The following is a 19668-nucleotide window of genomic DNA, read 5'->3' as shown; positions in this document are numbered from 1 at the left end:
GCGAACAGCTTTTCCCACAGGACGTCAGGCCACTGTAAGGCGGAGCTGTGCGTCTGCGCCCGATTCTTTATTTACGGACATAACAGACGCGATCCCGTACGCGACCGAGTACGCCCGCCCCGCCAATGGCACCATGACGCGGTGACCCACGCACGGCAGCACCCCCGGCCGCAGACGAACCCCGCCCCCGTCCAGGTGGTGGCCCACCGCGGAGCCTCCGAGGAAGCACCGGAGCACACGCTCTCCGCCTACGTGAAGGCCATCGAGTACGGCGCCGACGCCCTGGAGTGCGATGTCCGGCTCACCGCCGACGGCCACCTCGTCTGCGTCCACGACCGACGCGTCGACCGCACCTCCAACGGCCGCGGCGCCGTGTCCGCCCTGGAACTCGCCGACCTCGCCGCCCTGGACTTCGGCACCTGGAAGGGGCGCGAGGAAGCGCGCGAGAGCCCGGACTGGAAAGACCCCGGACTCACCTCCGTACTCACCCTGGAACGCCTCCTGGAGCTGGTCTCCGACGCCGGGCGCCCGATCGAGCTGGCCATCGAGACCAAGCACCCCACCCGCTGGGCGGGGCAGGTCGAGGAGCGGCTGCTCCAGCTGCTGAAGCGGTTCGGCCTCGCGGACCCGGCGACCCCCGAGGAGTCTCCCGTACGGGTCATGAGCTTCTCGCCGCGCTCCTTGTACCGGATCGCGGCCGCCGCGCCGACCCTCCCGACCGTCTCCCTCTCCCAGTTCGTCACCCCCCGGCTGCGCGACGGCAGACTGCCGGCGGGCGCGCGGATCGCCGGTCCGTCGATCCGGATCGTCCGCCATCACCCCACCGTGATCCTGCGGCTCCAGAAGGCCGGACACCAGGTCCATGTATGGACGGTGGACGAGCCGGAGGACGTCGAACTCTGCGAGCGGCTCGGCGTCGACGCGATCATCACCAACCGGCCCCAGCAGGTGCTGTCCCAGTTGGGCCGCCTTTGACCCCCTCGCCGCCCTCTCCCTGTCCCCTCTGAGCCCCTTCCGCCCCACCCGTCCCTGGGCTTACAGGGAGTGCACCGGCGCGTTCGGTCCGTACGCGATCGTCACGAGTGCGTCACCCCACGCTCATGGAGCGGTTTCCGGTCCAGGCCATTGGGGCATCCACACCGTGGCGTGGGGCAAAGGAGGTCTCGGGGGTGGCGTTTGTGGTGGCACAGGAGGTGCCCACGTCGTCGAGCATGGCCGTACCCCATGGCCCTGCGGGCGTGGGTGAGGCGCGACACCGTATGCGGGAGCAGTTGAGCCGCAGCGGGATGTCCGAATCGGTCGTCGACGACGCGGTACTGATCCTTTCCGAGCTGCTCAGCAACGCCTGCCGGCACGGCAGGCCGCTGGGGCGGGCGGAGGTGGGCGACGGGGACGTCCGTGCGGCCTGGCACGTCGATCCGTCGGGTGGCCTGACGGTCGAGGTGACGGACGGCGGTGGTCCGACCCGGCCCGTTCCGTCGACGCCCTCGGTCACCGCGCGCGGCGGCCGCGGGCTGAACATCATCAGCGCCCTCGCCCAGGACTGGGGTGTACGGGACAGCGCGTCCGGCGAGGTGACGGTCTGGGTGGTGGTCACCGAGGGCCATCGCCGCGACGACTTCGCCGCCCGCGTCGGCGGCGGCTCGGGCTTCGACTTCCTGGACGCGTACGAGGACCTGGACTGACGACACACGTCGGGCGGTCCCGGGCTCTCCGGCCTACGACCGTCCCCACGACGCACGTACGGAGGTCCCGGGCGGGCGGCGACCTATGACCGTCCCCAACCGCCGCACGTACGGAGGTCCGGGCCCCGACCTACGACCGTCCCCACCGACGCGCGTTGGGTGGTCCCGGGCTCCGGCCCACGACCGCCCCAACCGACGCACGTACGGAGGTCCCGGGCGGCCGGCCCACGACCGCCCCAACCGACGCGCGCACCAAGACCCGTGGCGAGGTCGGTGCGCGCCCAGGGGGCGATGTCCTCCCTCGGCGGTCCCGTGCGGCTAGGCTCGCCCGACACAGAGCCGTGCACGAAGTGCGGCCCTGCACCACCGCACCGCCGCTATCGGGAGAAGCCACACCATGGCCAAGAAGCGCCCCCAGACGAAGGCCTCCAAGGCACAGGTCACGAACGGGGAGATCCCGGTCGTCGGTGCGCGCGAGCCGTGCCCCTGCGGGTCGGGCCGCCGCTACAAGGCGTGCCACGGCCGGGCCGCCGCGCACGCCGTGACCGAGCTGGTCCAGCGTCCCTTCGAGGGACTGCCCGGCGAGTGCGACTGGGTCGCGCTGCGCGAGCTGGTGCCCGCCGCCACGGTCCCGCTCACGCTGAAGGACGGGCTCCCCGAGGGCGTTCCGTCCGTGACGCTCGCGACCGTGCTCCCCATGGCGTGGCCCGCGCTCCGCCGCGACGACGGCTCCGTCCTCCTCGCCCTCCAGAACGACTCCTCCTCCGGCGACCTCGCCCGCGACCTCGCTGACACCCTGCTGCGCGCCCTGGAGACGGAGCCGGGCTCTCCGGTCACCCCCCGTCGCGTACCGGCCGAGGGCCCGCGCCTGCAGGATCTGCTCGACCCGAACAGCGATTTCTCGCCTGTCGTCCACACGGGCTTCGAATTCTGGATTCCGGAGTCCGCCGACAACTCCAACCCCGAGGTCACCGCCTCCCTGGAGCGGGCCAACGCCGCCGCGATCCCCACCGTCAAGCTGACGGGCGTGGACTCCTCGTACTGGTGCGAGACCCCGGAGAAGAACCACCTGCGCTGGGTCATGCCGCACCCCGAGGAGAAGCTCCTCGACGCGCTCGCCCGCCTGCACGCCGCCGGGACCTCCTCCCTCGGCGAGAACACCCGCCTGGTCGGCTCCTTCCGGGCCCACGGCCTGATGGTCCCGGTCTGGGACCTGCCGACGTCGATGAGCGCCGACGACTGCGAGAAGCCCGCCGCCGAGTTCGCCGAGCGCCTGGCCACGGCGCTGGCCACCGACGCCCCGCTCACCCCGGAGGAGCGCCGGGCCCGCGGCGGTCTCACCAACCGTCAGGTCACGCTCAGCTGATACGTGCGGAGCCCGCGGTAACGGTGTGGACTGACAGACCGACCAGTCGGTGACATCCGCCACAACTCTCCGTGCGGTCAGGTAAATCCCTGTCCGAATAACCGAGATCGAATTTGCGAACCGCAGATCTCTTGTTACCGTTCTAGAAGCCCGGTCGCTGGTGCATCCCCCGTCGCCAGCGACCGGGTCTTCTCATGTCCGGACGAGTCTTCTCCGGAACCTCAACTTCCGCCCGCAGAGGCCGTGTTGCTCCCCGCCCGCAGCAGTAGCGGCGTACTGGATCCCTCTCCCGCACCCGCGAATTCCGCTACGGCCGAATATGCCGATACAGCGCCCCGCGCACGCTCCCTGGGCGTCTCGCACGCCCCCGGTTCATCTCGCGCGACGACCGCACAACGCACTTGTACGGTCCGTCCGGCGGGGCCCATCAGAGTGAGCACGGCATCGAGCCGCTGACCGCCGGCGTTGCGGTAGTACGTACGCCCCCAGGTGTCGGAGCCCTCCGTGAGCACACAGGTCTGGGCCTCGATCCCGTCGGGGGACGTCAGCTCGGGGCCGCAGTGCGAGGTACGGGCGGGAACGTCCGTGGGAACAGTCGCGGAGGTGGAATCCGAGGCCCCGGAGCGGGTCCCTGAGGAAGCCCCTGAGGAAGTTCCTGAAGCCGTCCCTGAGAAGGAGTCCGAGGGACTCTCCGGGGAGCTCGGGGGCGCACCAGGAGGCGCGGGCTTCGTCGCGGGCTCCGGCCCGCCCAGGCCGAGCCCCGGCAGCAGACCTCCGTCCGCTCGGGGCTTCGCATCGGCGTTGCCGTCGCCTCGACCGGGGCCGGGGCCGGACGCCTGTCCGGCGAGGGCGACGAGCGGCAGGAGCGTGGCACACGCCACGGCGGCCCCGAGCCCGATCATGCGGAGATTCATGGGACCCACCTGCCCGGCTGGCTGCGACTCGCGAGGACTCGCGAACGGTCCGCCGAAGATATCGGCGGACCGGCGGCGCATCGTGCGCCGCGCGCCCATTTCCCGTACAAGTCGGACAGCCTCACACCCGTATGGGTGAGGCCGTCCCCGGCGCAACCCCCGTCGGCGTCAGTACGCCAGTCTGCTGCCGCCCTCGGGCGCGCCCGTGCTCGCCTCGACCAGCGCGTCCACGACCGCCTCGACGTCCGGCAGCCAGGGACTGGCCGACCCCTCCAGCGGCGCACGCTCCCAGCGGACCGGCCCCGTTCCCGCGACCGACGGCGGCAGCAGCAGATAGCCGCCCTCGCCGTGGAACCGCAGCGAACTGGGCACGCTGTCCTTGGCGTAGAGGAGTTCGCCGAGTTGTTCGAGGCCGTACGGGGCGACCAGCAGCGACCAGCGCGTGGGCGTCGCCACCACCGGGCCGAGCCGCATGCCCATCGTGTCGAGGGCGGCCAGGGCGCGCGCTCCCGCGACGGCCGGGAGGCTCACCGCGCAGGGCGCGTTGCCGCCCGTGGCCAGGACGATCGGGGCGTCCGGGCGCCGGGCCCACCACCAGCGGATCATCCGCTCGTCGGTCGTGGCCGCGAGCAGTCCGGGGTCGAAGGGATGTGCACCGGGGACGACACACCCGGGGTCGGGGCAGGCGCAGCCGGCCCCTCTGGACGTGCGGGTCGTCGCTTTCAGTCCGACGCCGGGCAGAACGGGCCAGCCCCACTCGGTGGCGCAGACGAGCGCCGCGTCGAGCTGGACGGTCCTTTCCCTGCGCCGAAGCCGGAACCTGCGTCGCCTTCCGAGGATCTCGCGCATGAGCGCTCGTTCCTTTCCGTTGAACGCCGAATCCACATCACACCATGTGCAGATCACTTCACTGTGCGTAGCAGCGCGTACAAGGTCGGCGGTTCACCGCCCCGTGCGGTGGGGCGGGAGGGGCCGAGCTGAGGCTCGTCGTCCACTCGAGGGGCGCGGCCTGCGGCGGTGAGGACGCCCAGGCACCCTGCCAGGTTCCGGGGCCGTTCCAACTGCCCCTGGCCATCACCGATTACGTACCCGTCACGTTCAAATCAACGCGCTTTCAAACGACGCCAGTCGACCGCGAATGGTGCACCGAGGGGGCAATTTTCGGCCAACTTGGCCTGCACTTCAACCCTTCTGCCAAACCCCACAGACACCACAAGTCCCGTGGGGACAATGCTGGACATCGCTCCTCTTGTGCGTGTACATGTGGATGCATTGCTAGCGGCGCAGATTGACATGGGGGTTTGCGATGCTATTGAGCGAAACGCACCCGTCGGAAAGCCGGCCGACATGAGCGCCCCACACCTGCCGAAAGTGGCTGGAATCGATTCCACGGTTCCCTCGCCCGCGCACACTACCGCGCCCGTCCCGCCTCTCGACCCCTCCGCGTCGGCCCTCCCGGGCATCCCCGGCGCGCTGATCCAGGACCGGCTGGCCGGCTGGGTCTCCGACCTCACCACCCTCCACGAACTCACCGAACGCCTGATCAGGACCGCTTCGCTCGACGAAGCCCTGCGTGAGGTGCTGAGCGCCGGAGCCGCCCTCGTCGGCGCGCGCCGCGGCATGGCCGTCTTCGAGCCCGCCGACGGCTGCGGCCCCGCCTCCACCGTCGGACTCGGGCTCGCCCACGCCGAACTCGGCACGATCGAGACGGTGCCGCGCAGCGCCACGTCCTACGGCCGCATCCTCGACGGACTCCCCGAACCGACGCGATCGCGCGCCGACCCCAGCGACTCCCGAGCGGCCCGCGCGCCGGGCACCGTGAACGGCGCGTCAAGCCCCGGCTCACGTACCGACCCCGGACCCGTCACGGGTAACGCCACCGGCCCCGGCTCCGCCCCCCGCACCAGCCCCGGCGCAGGCCCCGGGCCCATCCCCGACCCCATCGCCGTCCCCGACCTGCTCGGCGAGCCGGGGCTCGACCCGCGCCAGCGCGAGGTCGCCGCCCGGCTCGGCTACGCCGCCAGCTACGCGCTCCCCCTCGCCACCGAGGCCGCCGGCAAACTCGGCGCCGTCGTCTGGCTCTACGACGAACCCGCCGAACCCGTCGAACGCCAGCGCGACCTCGTCGGCCTCTACGGCCGCTACGCCACCGAACACCTCGCCCGCCTCCTGGAGCTGGAGCGCGCCCGCGTCCAGGTCGCCACCGTCGCCGAGGAGTTGCTGCCCAGCCGCCTCCCCCGGGTCCCCGGCGTCCAGCTCGCCGCCCGCCACCGCACCGGCCCCCAGGGCGGTGGCGACTGGTACGACGCCCTGCCGCTGCCCGAGGGCGCCCTGGGCCTCGCGGTCGGCTCCGTCTCGGGGACCGGTCCGAGCGCGCTCGCCGCGATGGGCCGACTGCGCGCCTCCCTGCGGGCGTACGCCGTCATGGAGGGCGAGGACCCGGTCGCCGTCCTCTCCGACCTGGAGCTCCTGCTCCGGCTCACCGAGCCCGCCCGCTCGGCCACCGCGCTCTTCGCTTACTGCGAGCCCAAGCAGCGCAAGATCGTCCTCGCCGGGGCGGGCCACACACCGCCGCTGATCATCGGTGAGCACCGGACCGAGTTCGTCGAGACCTCGCTGTCGGCACCGCTCGGCATGCTCGCCTGCTGGGAGGCGCCGAGCGTCGAGATCGCTCCCGCCCCCGGAGAAACGGTGCTGCTCTACACCGACGGGCTGCTCCGGCGGACCGGCGACCCCATGGACCGGGCCTTCGCCCGGCTGCACGCCGCCGCCGCGAGCGTTCCGAAGGCGGACCGTACGGATCCGGAGGCCATCGCCGACCACGTCCTGCGCACGATGCTGCCCGAGGGCATCGACGACGCCGTCGACGGGGAGGACGTGGTCCTGCTCGCGGCCCGCTTCGAGTGACGGACACCGCCTGGCGCCCGTCCACCCCGCGAGCCGTGCGTAGCGCCCCGGTGACGTAGCGGGGGCGGGTCTTCCGGCCCTGGGCCGTCTTCCGTACGACCGTACGATGGATGGGGTTCAGCGTCGTACCGAAGGAGACCCCCCGTGGCAGACGAGCTCACCCCGGAAACCCCGGACGAGACCGAAGAGCCGATCAAGCAGCGCAAGAACGGCCTGTACCAGGACGTGTCCGACGAGCTCGCCGAGAACATGAAGTCCGGCTGGGCCGACACCGAGCTGCACGACCTGCAGCCGATCGCCCAGGCCGCCCACACCGCCGCCCGTCGCGCCGCGCTCTCCGCGCGCTTCCCGGGCGAGCGCCTGGTGATCCCCGCGGGCAACCTGAAGACGCGCTCGAACGACACCGAGTACAGCTTCCGCGCCTCGACCGAGTACGCCTACCTCACCGGCGACCAGACCGAGGACGGCGTCCTCGTCCTGGAGCCGACGAAGACCGGCCACAAGGCGACGATCTACCTGCTGCCGCGCTCCAACCGCGAGAACGGCGAGTTCTGGCTCGACGGCCAGGGCGAGCTGTGGGTCGGCCGCCGGCACTCCCTGACCGAGGCCGAGCAGCTCCTCGGCATCCCGGCCAAGGACGTCCGCGAACTGGCCGCCGCCCTCAAGGAGGCCACCGGCCCGGTCCGCGTCGTGCGCGGTCACGACGCCGGCATCCAGGCCGCGCTGGCCGACAAGGTCACCGCCGAACGCGACGAGGAGCTGCGCGTCTTCCTCTCGGAGGCCCGTCTCGTCAAGGACGAGTTCGAGATCGCCGAGCTGCAGAAGGCCTGCGACTCGACCGCCCGCGGCTTCGAGGACGTCGTCAAGGTCCTCGACAAGGCCGAGGCGACCAGCGAGCGCTACATCGAAGGCACGTTCTTCCTGCGCGCCCGCGTCGAGGGCAACGACGTCGGCTACGGCTCCATCTGCGCCGCCGGACCGCACGCCACGACCCTGCACTGGGTACGCAACAACGGCCCGGTCCGCTCCGGCGACCTGCTGCTCCTCGACGCCGGCGTCGAGACCAACGAGCTGTACACCGCCGACGTGACCCGCACTCTGCCGATCAACGGCCGCTACACCGAGATCCAGCGCAAGATCTACGACGCCGTGCACGAGGCGCAGGAGGCGGGCATCGCGGCCGTGAAGCCGGGCGCCGCCTACCGCGACTTCCACGACGCCGCCCAGCGCGTACTCGCCGAGAAGCTCGTCGAGTGGGGCCTCGTCGAGGGCCCGGCCGACCGCGTCCTGGAGCTCGGTCTCCAGCGCCGCTGGACCCTGCACGGCACCGGCCACATGCTCGGCATGGACGTCCACGACTGCGCCGCCGCGCGCACCGAGGCGTACGTCGACACCACTCTCGAGCCGGGCATGTGCCTGACCGTCGAGCCGGGTCTGTACTTCCAGGCCGACGACCTGACCGTGCCCGAGGAGTACCGGGGCATCGGCGTCCGGATCGAGGACGACATCCTCGTCACGGAGGACGGCAACCGGAACCTCTCCGCCGCGCTGCCGCGCCGTTCGGACGAGGTCGAGGCGTGGATGGCCGGCCTGAAGGGCTGACCCGCGGACGTACGGAAGGGCCCCTGCCGAGCGCGTGTCGGTGGGGGCCCTTCCGTAGGTGTTTCGGTGTCCGTGCGTACGGCGGGTCCGTACGTATGGCGGGTCCGTACGTATGGCGTGTCGTGACGTATGAGGTGTCTGTACGTATGACGTGTCAGGGCGTACGCCGTGTCCGTACGTACGACGTGTCCGTGCGGCTCAGGTCAGCGCGAGCGGCGCGTCCGTACGCCACTTCACGATCTTGTCGAAGCTCACGAGCGCCCCGCCCCGGCCCGTACGGCCGAAGTGGACATGGTCCGCGAGCTCCTCGATCAGCCGCAGCCCGCGCCCGTTCTCGGCATCGGCGTCGGCCGTGGCGGCAGCGGGCAGCCGGGCGCCCGAGAAGCCGGGCCCGGCGTCCGCGACTTCGATACGACAAGTCTCGCCGTCCAGATAGGCCGTGACCCGGTACGCCTCCGAGGCCAGGCCGGAACCGCCGTCGCCACCGTGCTCCACGGCGTTGGCGCACGCCTCGGTCAGGGCCACCGACAGGTCGTAGGAGATGTCCGGGTCGACCCCGGCCGTCTCCATCGTGCCGAGCAGCAACCGCCGGGCGAGCGGAACGCTCGCAGCCTCGCGCCTCAGATGGAGGGACCACCAGATGCTCATGCTTCAGCCTCCTGGCTGCGGCTCGACATGCTGCGGCGCGACATACCGTTACCTATTGCCACGCCAACGGGTCCGTAAGCCCCTGGGGGTCGTAACAGCGCTCGTTCGGCGGATGCGCGCCCACCGTGCACCGGTGTATGTCGCGCCCGAAGAGGCCGAAAGGTGATCTTACGGACCTGCCGCATGGAGGGTGGGGGCCTGGTGCGATGATGGGCCCGCCATGTCTGCCCCCGCGCTCGCACCACGCCTGCTGAGGGCCGCGGTGTTCACCGCGGTCTGCGTCGTGCTGTCCGGGCTCGGGCACGCCGTGGCCGCCTGCGCGGGGATCGCCCTGTGGACCCTGGTCGCCGGTTTCCTGTTGATCTTCGGCGTCACCGTGCTCTTCGCCGGACGGGAACGCTCGCTGCCCGTCATCGTCGCGGCCCTGGCCGGCGGACAGCTCGGACTGCACGTCCTCTTCGGACTCGGGCAGCGGCCGCTCACGGCCGGTTCCCTCGGTCCCGCGGCCGACGACGCGCTGATCCGGATGGCCGCCAAGATCGTCTGCGGCGCCGGGGCGGCCTCCATGAGCGCCGCCGACGCCACCCGGGTCATCACCGACGCCGGTCTCGACCCGACCGCCACCGCCACCCACGCGCACCCCGGCCACGCCGGCCATCTGGCGACCGGCGTCGCGCAGGGCGGCGGCGAACTCCTGCCCGACCTGCCGATGGTGCTCGGCCACCTGCTGGCCGCGCTCGCCACCGGCTGGCTGCTGCGCCACGGCGACCTGGCCCTCGGCCGGCTCGCACGGCTCTCCGCCCACGGCGCGACCGAGCTCGCCGAATGCGCTCTCGTACGCTCGCTGCGCGCCGCCCTGACGTTCGTACGGGCCCTGCTCGCCGGCCTTCCCGGCGTTCCGGCGACCGGGCCGCGCCGCCCCGCCCGGACAGGGCACGACACCTCACCGCCGACCGGCGCCGAGGCACTCCAGCACACGGTGATCCGGCGCGGGCCGCCGGCCGCCGCCCTCGCCCTCGCGGCCTGACGCGGACCGCTCACCGCCAACCACGAGCGGAACCGCAGCCCTTCGTACGCGCCGTCACCGGATCCGACCGCACCCACCGCACCCCGCACTTCTCCGCAGGGGCGGACCGTGCCCGGATCCCCCGCCCGTACGACCGGCAACCGCACCACCGGCACGCGTACGACCGACATCCGTACGGCCGACATCCGTGCGACTGGCATGCGTACGACGGACATCCGTACGTACTCGGATCACGCGGCCCCAGCCGCCGGTCCGACCGGTCCGACCGGTCGGCCATCCGGCCGTCGGCCATACGTACGTACCGTCGCCGCACCGCCCGGATCGCAAGCTTCCGGACGTCGGCGTGCCGGAACCCCGACCCCTCTCCCGAGCTGGAGTGTCTTCTGCCATGAACGTTTCCCGTATCGCCGTCACCGGCGGCATCGCCCTCTCCTCCGTCGTGCTGCTCTCCGGCACCGCCTTCGCACACGTCGGCGTCCAGCCGCAGGGCGAGGCCGCGAAGGGCGGGTACGCGACCGTCAACGTCAAGGTCCCCAACGAGCGCGACAACGCCTCCACCGTCAAGGTCGAGATCAACTTCCCGGTCGACCACCCGCTCGCCTCCGTGATGCCGCAGCCCGTCCCCGGCTGGAAGTCCGAGGTCACCAAGTCCAAGCTCGCCAAGCCGCTGGAGCTGCACGGCAAGACCATCAACGAGGCCGTCACCAAGGTCACCTGGACCGCGGACGGTTCGAAGATCGGCCCCGGCCAGTTCCAGCAGTTCCCGCTCTCGCTCGGCCGGCTGCCCGAGGACACCGACCGGCTCGTCGTCAAGGCCCTCCAGACGTACGACAACAACGAGGTCGTCCGCTGGATCGAGGAGCCGAAGGAAGGCGCCAAGGAGCCCCAGTACCCCGCGCCCGTCCTGAAGCTCTCCGCGGCCACGGACGACCACCACGGCGGCGGCGCGAAGACGGACGAGAAGGCCGACGAGAAGGCGGCCGGCCACGACCACAAGGCCACGGGCGAGAAGGGCCACACCGAGGCCGCCGCCTCCACCTCCGACAGCAGCGACACCACCGCGCGCGTCCTCGGCGTCGTCGGCATCCTCGTCGGCGTCGCCGGCGTCGCCTTCGGTCTGCTCGCCGGCCGTCGCCGCTCCGCCTGACCGCGAGCCCAGAGACACGCGAGACACGCGAGGCACGCGAGACCCGCGAGACCGCGAGACCCGCGAGACCCGCGAGACGCGAGAGAACACGAGAGAGCACGTTCCATGTCAGTTCAGAAAACACCCGACCCTGCCACCGACGAGCGAGCCAGGCCCAGCCGTCGCGCACCCTTGATCGTCGCCGCCGCCGCGGTCGTCGCCGCTCTCACGGTGACGACCGTCGTCGGCCTCGACTCCGGTGACGACAAGGCGGGCGGCTCCGGGAACGGAACCGTCGCCGAGGTCTCCGCCGAAGGCGGCAGCACCAAGGCGGCGACCGTCCTCGACCGCCCCTTCACCAAGCCCGACCTCGTCCTCACGGACACCAAGGGCCAGAAGTTCGACCTCCGCGCGCAGACCAAGGGCAAGCCGACGCTGATCTACTTCGGCTACACGCACTGCCCCGACGTCTGCCCGCTGACGATGAGCAACATCGCCGTCGCGAAGAAGCAGCTCCCCAAGGCCGACCAGGACAAGCTCCAGGTCGTCTTCGTCACCACCGACCCCGAGCGGGACACCTCGGCCGAGCTGGCCAAGTGGCTGCCCGCCGCCGGGGACCCGTCCTTCGTCGGGCTCACCGGCGACTTCTCCGCGATCCAGGCGGGCGCCAAGCAGATGGGCATCGGCATCTCCCCGGCGAAGAAGGAGAAGGACGGCTCGGTCGTCTCCATGCACGGAGCCCAGGTGATCGCGTTCTCGCCCACGACCGACCAGGGCTACGTCCTGTACGGCGAGGACACGACCGTCGACGACTACGCCAAGGACCTGCCGAAGCTCATCAAGGGGGAGAACCCGTGAACCGCCGCACCACCGTCCTGTCCACCACCGCCGCCGTCGCCCTGACGGCAGCCCTCGCCCTGTCCGGATGCTCGTCCGACAGCTCCGGCAACTCCGGCAGCGGCTCCGGCAGCGGGGGCAAGCCCGAGCTGAAGGTCAGCGGCGCGTTCATGCCGCAGCCCGTGATGGACATGGCCGGCGGCTTCCTGACCATCAAGAACGACAGCGGCACCGCCGACAAGCTCACCTCCGTCACGAGCCCGATCTCGGACGACGTCCAGATCCACGAGACGAAGAACCAGAAGATGCAGCAGGTGAAGTCCTTCGACATCCCCGCGAACGGCGAACTCAAGCTCGAACGTGGCGGCAACCACATCATGTTCATGGGGCTGAAGACCAAGCCGAAGCAGGGCGACAAGGTCAGCATCGAGCTGCACTTCGAGAAGGCCGGCCCCATCAAGGTCGACGTCCCCGTCGAGGCCGCCACCCACAACCCGAAGCAGCACTGAGCTACTTGAGGGACTGACACACACATGCCCACCACCACCGCCCCGCGCCTCGGAACCGCCCTGGCCCGGCTGCTGCTCGTCACGGCCGCGCTGCTCGGCGCGCTGCTCGCCGGCGCCGCCCCCGCGTCCGCGCACGCCGCGCTGACCGGCAGCGACCCGCAGGACGGGGCGGTGGTCGCCACCGCCCCCAAGGACGTCAACCTCACCTTCTCCGAACAGGTCGCCATGGGCGGCGACTCGATCCGTGTCCTCGACCCCGCGGGAAATCGGGTCGACACCGGCGAGATACGCGACCTGTGCAGCGCCAACATCATCCGGTACGGGGTCGGCCTCCGCTCCGGACTGCCCGAAGGCACCTACACGGTGGCCTGGCAAGCCGTCTCCGCGGACAGCCACCCCGTGGCCGGTGCCTTCACCTTCTCCGTCGGCGCCCCCTCCGAGACCTCCGTCGCCCTCCCCGACAAGACCGTCGGCGGCGGACTCGTCGGCACGCTCTACGGCATCGCCCGCTACCTCTCGTACGCCGCCTTCACCATCCTCGTCGGCGGCAGCGCCTTCGTCCTCGCCTGCTGGCCGCGCGGCGCGAGCGTCCGCCCCATCCAGCGGCTCGTCGTCCGCGGCTGGCTCACGCTCACCGCGGCCACCCTGGTGATGCTGCTGCTGCGCAACCCGTACACCGGCTCCGGCGAGCTCGGCGACGCCTTCGACCTCGGCGGGCTGAGGTCCGTCCTGCAGACGAAGACCGGCGCCGCGCTCATCTCCCGGCTGATGCTGCTCGGTGCGGCCGCGCTCTTCGTGGCCGTGCTCTTCGGGGCGTACACGAAGCGGACCGACGAGAAGGAGAAGAAGGACCTCACCTTCGGGCTCGCCATCGGCGGCACCGTGGTGGCCGCCGGTATCGCGGGCACCTGGGCCCTCGCCGAGCACGCCTCCACCGGCATCCAGCCTCAGATCGCGATGCCCGTCGATCTCCTGCACCTGCTGGCCGTGGCCGCCTGGCTGGGCGGCCTCACCACGCTGCTCGTCGCGCTCTACCGGGCACCCGGCATCGAACGTGCCGCGGTGGAACGCTTCTCGAAGATCGCCTTCGGCTCCGTCGTCGTCCTCGCGGCGACCGGCCTCTACCAGTCCTGGCGGCAGGTCGGCTCCTGGTCCGCCCTGACCGGCACGGCGTACGGCCAGCTCCTCCTGGTCAAGATCGGTCTCGTGGCCGTCCTGCTGGGCATCGCCTGGATCTCGCGCCGCTGGACCCAGCGCCTGGGCGCCCCGGCGAACACCCAGAAGACCGAGGAGAAGGCCGAGAAGGCCGAGAACGACGGCGAGGCCGACGAGGCCCACGAGGCCCACGAGGCCCACGAGGCCGACGAGGCCGACGAGGCCGACGAGGCCCACGAGGCCGACGAGGCCCACGAGGCCGACGAGGCCCACGAGGCCGACGAGGCCGACGAGGCCGACGAGGCCGACGAGGCCGACGAGGCCGACGAGGCCGAGAAGACCAAGAACGACGACAAGGCCGCCGGGGACGACCACTTCGACGAACCCAACGCCCTTGACGACCTCGACCCCGTACGAGCAGCGCAGCTCGCGCGGCAGCGGGCCGCCGTCGCCACCGCCCGCACGAAGCGGGACCGCGACGCCGACCCCGAGCGGACCGGTCTGCGTCGCTCCGTCCTGACCGAAGCCGTCGTCGCCGTGGTCCTGCTCGCCGTGACGACCGTTCTGACGTCGACCGAGCCCGGCCGTACGGAGGAAGAGGCCGGGCGTTCGCAGTCCGCCTCCGGTTCGACCGCCGTGCCCGACCGGCCCGTGGACATCCGACTGCCCTTCGACACCGGAGGCGTCAACGGCAAGGGGACGATACGGCTCAGCCTCGACCCCGGCCGGACCGGCGCCAACGCGCTGCACATCTTCCTCGACGGCCCCGACGCCCGTCCGCTGGACGTTCCCGAGCTGAAGGTCGCCTTCACCCTGAAGGCGAAGGACATCGGCCCGCTGCCGGTCTTCCCCGACCGCATCCAGGCCGGTCACTGGAGCGCCAACGGTGTGCAGATCCCGATGGCCGGCGAGTGGCAGATCCAAGTCACGGTCCGTACCTCCGACATCGACCAGACCACCATCGACAAGAACGTGAAGATCGGCTGACCTTCGTGAGCAACGACGACAACCTTGAGATCTCCCGGCGGCGGCTCCTCGGCACGGTCGGCGCGGCGGGCGCCGCCGGCCTCGCGCTCGGCGCCGCCGGCGGTGCCGGTGTCTACGCGGCTGCCGCCGACTCCGGCTCCTCGGCCACCGGTGCGGGCGGTGCGACCGCGCTGACCACGGTCGGCGCGACGGAGGCGATGTTTCACGGGAAACATCAGGCGGGGATCACCACTCCGCTTCAGTCACGCGGCCACCTGGTCGCCTTCGACCTCGCGGCGGGCGCGGGCCGCAAGGAAGCCGCCGCCCTGCTGCGCCGCTGGTCGGCGACGGCCAAGGCCCTGATGGCGGGCGAGCCCTCGACCGACGACACCGGCATCGCCCTCGACGCCGGTCCCTCCTCCCTCACCGTCACCTTCGGGTTCGGCCACTCCTTCTTCGGGCGTACGGGACTCACGGCCCGCCGCCCCTCGCAGCTCGACCCACTGCCCGCCTTCTCCGCCGACGCACTCGACCCGCAGCGGTCCGAGGGCGATCTCTGGGTGCAGATCGGCGCCGACGACGCCCTCGTCGCCTTTCACGCCCTGCGCGCCCTGCAGAAGGAAGCGGGTGCGGCTGCCAAGGTCCGCTGGCAGATGAACGGCTTCAACCGCTCGGCGGGCGCCACCGCCAAGCCGATGACCGCCCGCAACCTCATGGGCCAGGTCGACGGCACGGGCAACCCGAAGCCGTCGGAGCCCGACTTCGACCAGCGGATCTTCGTCCCCCAGGGAGCCTCGGGGGCGCAGGAGTGGATGGCCGGAGGCTCGTACGCCGTCGTCCGCCGGATCCGGATGCTGCTCGACGACTGGGAGAAGCTCCCGCTCGACAAGCAGGAGAAGGTCATCGGCCGTCGGAAGTCCGACGGCGCTCCCCTGACCGGTGGGACCGAGACGACCGAACTCGACCTGGACAAGACCGGCCCCGACGGCAGGCTCGTCATCCCGGACAACGCCCACTCCCGTATCTCCGCCCCCGAACAGAACGGCGGAGCCGCCATGCTGCGGCGTCCCTTCTCCTTCCACGACGGCATCGGCCCGGACGGCACACCCGACGCCGGTCTGCTCTTCATCTGCTGGCAGGCCGATCCGCTCAGGGGCTTCGTGCCCGTGCAGCGCAAGCTCGACCGGGGTGACGCGCTCTCCCCCTTCATCCGGCACGAGGCGAGCGGCCTGTTCGCCGTGCCGGGCGGGGCGGCGGAGGGCGAGTACGTGGGTCAGCGGCTTCTGGAGTCCTGAGAGCGCCCGCGCCTATTAGGGTGACCGTATGTCAGCCACCCGGTATACGTATCTCGGCCCCGAAGGCACGTTCACGGAGGCCGCGCTGCGTACGCTGCCCGAGGCCGCGACGCGGGAGCTGATCCCCATGGTCTCCGTCCCGGCCGCCCTGGACGCGGTACGCAACGGGGAGGCGGCTGCCGCGCTCGTACCGATCGAGAACTCGGTGGAGGGCGGGGTCACCGCCACCCTGGACGAGCTGGCCTCGGGCGAGCCGCTGATGATCTACCGCGAGGTGCTCCTGCCGATCGCGTTCGCGCTCCTCGTGCGGCCGGGCACCACGCTCGCCGAGATCAAGACGGTCACGGGTCATCCGGTCGCGCAGCCGCAGGTACGGAACTGGCTGCGGGCCCACCTGCCCGACGCACTGTGGGAGTCGGCGGCCTCGAACGCGGACGGTGCGCGGCTGGTGCAGGAGGGACGGTTCGACGCGGCCTTCGCGGGCGAGTTCGCGGCGGCGGCCTATGGCCTGGAGGCCCTGGTCACCGAGATCCACGACGCGGAGAACGCCGAGACCCGGTTCGTCCTGGTGGGCCGGCCGGCCCGGCCCGCGGCGCCGACCGGGGCGGACAAGACGTCGGTGGTGCTGTGGCTGGGTGATGACCATCCGGGTGCCCTCCTTGAGCTGCTCCAGGAATTCGCGGTGCGCGGGGTGAACCTGATGCTGATCCAGTCCCGTCCGACGGGGGCCGGCATCGGGAACTACTGCTTCGCCGTGGATGCCGAGGGCCATATCTCGGACCGGCGCGTCGGCGAGGCGCTGATGGGGCTCAAGCGGATCTGCCCGAAGGTGCGGTTCCTCGGGTCGTACCCGCGGGCGGGCGTCGCGGTGGAGGATGTCGCCGCGCTGCGGCGGGGGACGTCGGACGCGGAGTTCATGGCGGCCTCCGATTGGCTGGCGAGGGCCCAGGACGGTCGGGCCTGAACCGATCGTGCCCCACCGCCCTCTCTGCCGGGGGCGGTCGTCCACAGGCGCGAACGACTAGTCCTACCTGCATATTTTCGACTCCCACACAGAGTTATCCACAGGGGCCTCGCTCGCCCTGGGGACAAGTCGATATGGCACTCCGCCAAGGTCGACAAATCGCCCCACTCGGCTTCTGTTCACCCACAGAGCGCAGATCAGCCCCCGTCACCCCCGTTCCAATGATCAACTCTTTAGGGCGAGGAATTCCCACTCGGACGAGTGTGCGCGGCAGGTTTGATCATGTTTACGCCCAGGAATTCGTTCACGATCCACAGAAGTTCCGCACAGCCTGTGGAAAACTCCACGGGCCTTGCCCCTGCTGTGGAGAAGCCCAAGGAAGTCCCTTGATCCACGGGGCGGTTCGGTCAAGGAACGCACACCGATCCGCCCCTTTTCGGGGGGCCTTGTGCCGCTTATTGACGAATAGGGAGAGCATTTCCCAATACCGGCAATTCGGGCAAAGCGACACGCACGGCTATATCGGGTGGGGTGGCGCGAGCCCGCACCGGTAGCCTGGTGGGGTGATTGACCTTCGCCTGCTCCGTGAGGACCCCGACCGTGTTCGCGCCTCCCAGCGCGCCCGTGGAGAGGACGTCGAACTCGTCGACGCCCTGCTCTCCGCCGATGAGCGGCGCAGGTCGTCCGGCGTCCGATTCGACGAGCTTCGTTCCGAGCAGAAGGCGCTCGGCAAGCTGATCCCCAAGGCCTCCCCCGAGGAGCGCGCCGAGCTCCTGCAGCGGGCCGAGCAGCTCAAGACCGACGTCAAGGCCGCCGAGGCCGAGCAGAACGAGGCCGACGAGACCGCTCGCGCCCTCCTGCTCCAGCTCGGCAACATCGTCCACACGGACGTGCCGGTCGGCGGCGAGGAGGACTTCGTCGTCCTGGAGACGCACGGCACCATCCGCGACTTCGCGGCCGAGGGCTTCGAGCCCAAGGACCACCTGGAGCTGGGCGAGGCGCTCGGCGCCATCGACGTCGAGCGCGGCGCGAAGGTCTCCGGCTCGCGCTTCTACTACCTCACGGGCGTCGGCGCCCTGCTGGAGCTGGCCCTCGTCAACGCGGCGATCGCGCAGGCGACCGAGGCCGGCTTCATCCCCATGCTGACCCCGGCGCTGGTCCGCCCGCGCGCCATGGAGGGCACCGGCTTCCTCGGCCAGGCCGCGGAGAACGTGTACCACCTGGAGAAGGACGACTTCTACCTCGTCGGCACGTCCGAGGTCCCCCTCGCGGCGTACCACATGGACGAGATCATCGACGCCGACAAGCTCCCGCTGCGCTACGCCGGCTTCTCGCCGTGCTTCCGCCGCGAGGCCGGCACGTACGGCAAGGACACCCGGGGCATCTTCCGGGTCCACCAGTTCGACAAGGTCGAGATGTTCTCGTACGTCGCTCCCGAGGACGCGGAGAACGAGCACAAGCGGCTGCTGGACTGGGAGAAGCAGTGGCTGACCAGCCTCGAACTGCCCTTCCAGGTCATCGACGTGGCCACCGGCGACCTCGGCTCCTCCGCCTCGCGCAAGTTCGACTGCGAGGCGTGGATCCCGACGCAGGGCAAGTACCGCGAGCTGACCTCCGCCTCGAACTGCGACGGCTTCCAGGCCCGCCGCCTGTCCGTGCGGATGCGCGACGAGCGGGGCGGCAAGAAGGTCGTCCAGCCGCTGGCCACGCTGAACGGCACCCTGTGCGCCGTACCGCGCACGATCGTGGCCATCCTGGAGAACCACCAGCTTCCGGACGGCTCGGTGCACGTGCCGGAGGTCCTCCGGCCCTACCTGGGCGGCCGTGAGGTCCTGGAGCCGATCTCCAAGTGAGCTCCTTCCCGTACAAGCTCGTCGCGACGGACCTCGACGGCACGCTGCTGCGCGCCGACGAGTCGGTCTCGGACCGTACGCGTGACGCCCTCGCCGCCGTGGTGGCGGCGGGGGCCGCGCACATCGTGGTCACCGGCCGGTCCGTCCCCTGGACCCGGCACATCCTCGACGACCTCGGCTACGGGGGCCTCGCGGTGTGCGGTCAGGGCGCGCAGGTCTACCACGCGGGCGAGCACCGGCTGCTGACCTCGGTGACCCTGGACCGGCAGCTGGCGGGACTGGCACTGTCGAAGATCGAGGCCGAGGTGGGTCCGCTGGCCCTGGCCGCGAGCCGCGACGGCCTGGACGGCGAGGTGCTGATCAGCCCCGGGTACCGGGTGCACGAGGGGCCGCTGCCGTACGTCCCGTTCGAGGACCCGGCAGAGCTGTGGTCGGCCCCGCTGAACAAGGTCTACATCCAGCACCCCACGCTCTCCGACGACGAGCTGGCGGAGGCCGCCCGCCGGACGAGCGGAAGCCTGGTGGACGTGGTCATGGCCGGCCCGGGGATCGTCGAGATCCTTCCGCTGGGTCTGAGCAAGGCCACCGGCCTCTCGCTCGCCGCGCGCCGGCTGGGCGTGAAGGCGGCCGACACGATCGCTTTCGGCGACATGCCCAACGACATCCCGATGTTCGGATGGGCGGCGCGGGGCGTGGCGATGGCGAACGCGCACGACGAGCTGAAGGCCGTGGCGGACGAGGTGACGACCTCGAACGAGGATGACGGCATCGCGGTGGTGCTGGAGCGCCTGCTCACGGCGTAGCGGGCCCGTCA

At 71.2% G+C, this 19668-nt stretch carries 16 protein-coding genes; 14 read left to right on the top strand and 2 right to left on the bottom strand.

The genetic code is table 11. The features are described 5' to 3' along the window. The first annotated feature begins 141 nt into the window (after positions 1–141). The 3 genes from ACWF79_RS16855 (at position 142) to ACWF79_RS16845 (ending at position 3051) form a co-directional block, all read left to right on the top strand. Positions 142–975, top strand: coding sequence for a glycerophosphodiester phosphodiesterase (locus ACWF79_RS16855; RefSeq protein WP_453728858.1), 834 nt, complete (start codon positions 142–144; stop codon positions 973–975). Positions 976–1100: 125 nt separating this feature from the next. After that, entirely contained in the window at positions 1101–1685 is a 585-nt protein-coding gene (locus ACWF79_RS16850; RefSeq protein ID WP_453728857.1) for an ATP-binding protein, read from the top strand. A 397-nt stretch (positions 1686–2082) separates the two neighbouring features. Further along, the gene (locus ACWF79_RS16845) at positions 2083–3051 is read left to right on the top strand and encodes a DUF5926 family protein (protein ID WP_453728856.1); all 969 of its coding nucleotides are present in this window, start codon (positions 2083–2085) and stop codon (positions 3049–3051) included. 1082 nt (positions 3052–4133) lie between these two features. Here ACWF79_RS16845 and ACWF79_RS16840 read toward each other — a convergent pair. Continuing rightward, a complete protein-coding gene (locus ACWF79_RS16840; RefSeq protein WP_453728855.1) occupies positions 4134–4814 on the bottom strand; it encodes a bifunctional DNA primase/polymerase in 681 nt (226 codons plus the stop codon). Positions 4815–5195: 381 nt separating this feature from the next. Between ACWF79_RS16840 and ACWF79_RS16835 the strand changes: the two genes are divergently transcribed. Beyond that, positions 5196–6872: a PP2C family protein-serine/threonine phosphatase gene (locus ACWF79_RS16835; RefSeq protein WP_453728875.1), complete on the top strand. Its 1677-nt coding sequence runs from the start codon at positions 5196–5198 to the stop codon at positions 6870–6872. Positions 6873–7016: 144 nt separating this feature from the next. Then, entirely contained in the window at positions 7017–8474 is a 1458-nt protein-coding gene (locus ACWF79_RS16830) for an aminopeptidase P family protein (RefSeq protein ID WP_453728854.1), read from the top strand. Between the two features lie 198 nt (positions 8475–8672). Here the strand turns inward: ACWF79_RS16830 and ACWF79_RS16825 are convergent, their stop codons facing one another. Then, on the bottom strand, positions 8673–9122 hold the full coding sequence (locus tag ACWF79_RS16825; protein ID WP_453728853.1) for an ATP-binding protein: 450 nt from the start codon (positions 9120–9122) through the stop codon (positions 8673–8675). A gap of 220 nt (positions 9123–9342) precedes the next feature. Here ACWF79_RS16825 and ACWF79_RS16820 point away from each other — a divergent pair, with 220 nt between their 5' ends. The 9 genes from ACWF79_RS16820 (at position 9343) to ACWF79_RS16780 (ending at position 19657) form a co-directional block, all read left to right on the top strand. Beyond that, positions 9343–10149 carry a hypothetical protein gene (locus ACWF79_RS16820; protein ID WP_453728852.1) on the top strand — a complete coding sequence of 269 codons (807 nt, stop codon included), beginning with the start codon at positions 9343–9345 and terminating at the stop codon, positions 10147–10149. A gap of 388 nt (positions 10150–10537) precedes the next feature. Then, on the top strand, positions 10538–11296 hold the full coding sequence (locus tag ACWF79_RS16815) for a YcnI family copper-binding membrane protein (RefSeq protein ID WP_453728851.1): 759 nt from the start codon (positions 10538–10540) through the stop codon (positions 11294–11296). Positions 11297–11401: 105 nt separating this feature from the next. After that, complete coding sequence (locus ACWF79_RS16810; RefSeq protein WP_453728850.1) at positions 11402–12133, top strand: SCO family protein; 732 nt, start codon at positions 11402–11404, stop codon at positions 12131–12133. Next, positions 12130–12621 carry a copper chaperone PCu(A)C gene (locus ACWF79_RS16805; protein WP_453728849.1) on the top strand — a complete coding sequence of 164 codons (492 nt, stop codon included), beginning with the start codon at positions 12130–12132 and terminating at the stop codon, positions 12619–12621. Before ACWF79_RS16810 ends, ACWF79_RS16805 begins: the two co-directional genes overlap by 4 nt. A gap of 24 nt (positions 12622–12645) precedes the next feature. Further along, positions 12646–14763 (top strand): copper resistance CopC/CopD family protein, encoded by a 2118-nt coding sequence (locus ACWF79_RS16800; protein ID WP_453728848.1) that lies wholly within the window; start codon positions 12646–12648, stop codon positions 14761–14763. A 5-nt stretch (positions 14764–14768) separates the two neighbouring features. Next, positions 14769–16037 carry an iron uptake transporter deferrochelatase/peroxidase subunit gene (efeB, locus tag ACWF79_RS16795; RefSeq protein WP_453728847.1) on the top strand — a complete coding sequence of 423 codons (1269 nt, stop codon included), beginning with the start codon at positions 14769–14771 and terminating at the stop codon, positions 16035–16037. A gap of 28 nt (positions 16038–16065) precedes the next feature. After that, positions 16066–17001 carry a prephenate dehydratase gene (gene pheA, locus ACWF79_RS16790; protein WP_453728846.1) on the top strand — a complete coding sequence of 312 codons (936 nt, stop codon included), beginning with the start codon at positions 16066–16068 and terminating at the stop codon, positions 16999–17001. Between the two features lie 563 nt (positions 17002–17564). Beyond that, positions 17565–18854, top strand: coding sequence for a serine--tRNA ligase (gene serS, locus ACWF79_RS16785; RefSeq protein ID WP_453728845.1), 1290 nt, complete (start codon positions 17565–17567; stop codon positions 18852–18854). Next, a complete protein-coding gene (locus ACWF79_RS16780; protein WP_453728844.1) occupies positions 18851–19657 on the top strand; it encodes an HAD family hydrolase in 807 nt (268 codons plus the stop codon). Before serS ends, ACWF79_RS16780 begins: the two co-directional genes overlap by 4 nt. Positions 19658–19668: the final 11 nt, after the last annotated feature.

It is taken from the genome of Streptomyces sp. NPDC054975 (assembly GCF_053609105.1).
Note: the sequence above shows the minus strand (reverse complement) of the source record. Positions and strands in the feature narration are given on the sequence as shown.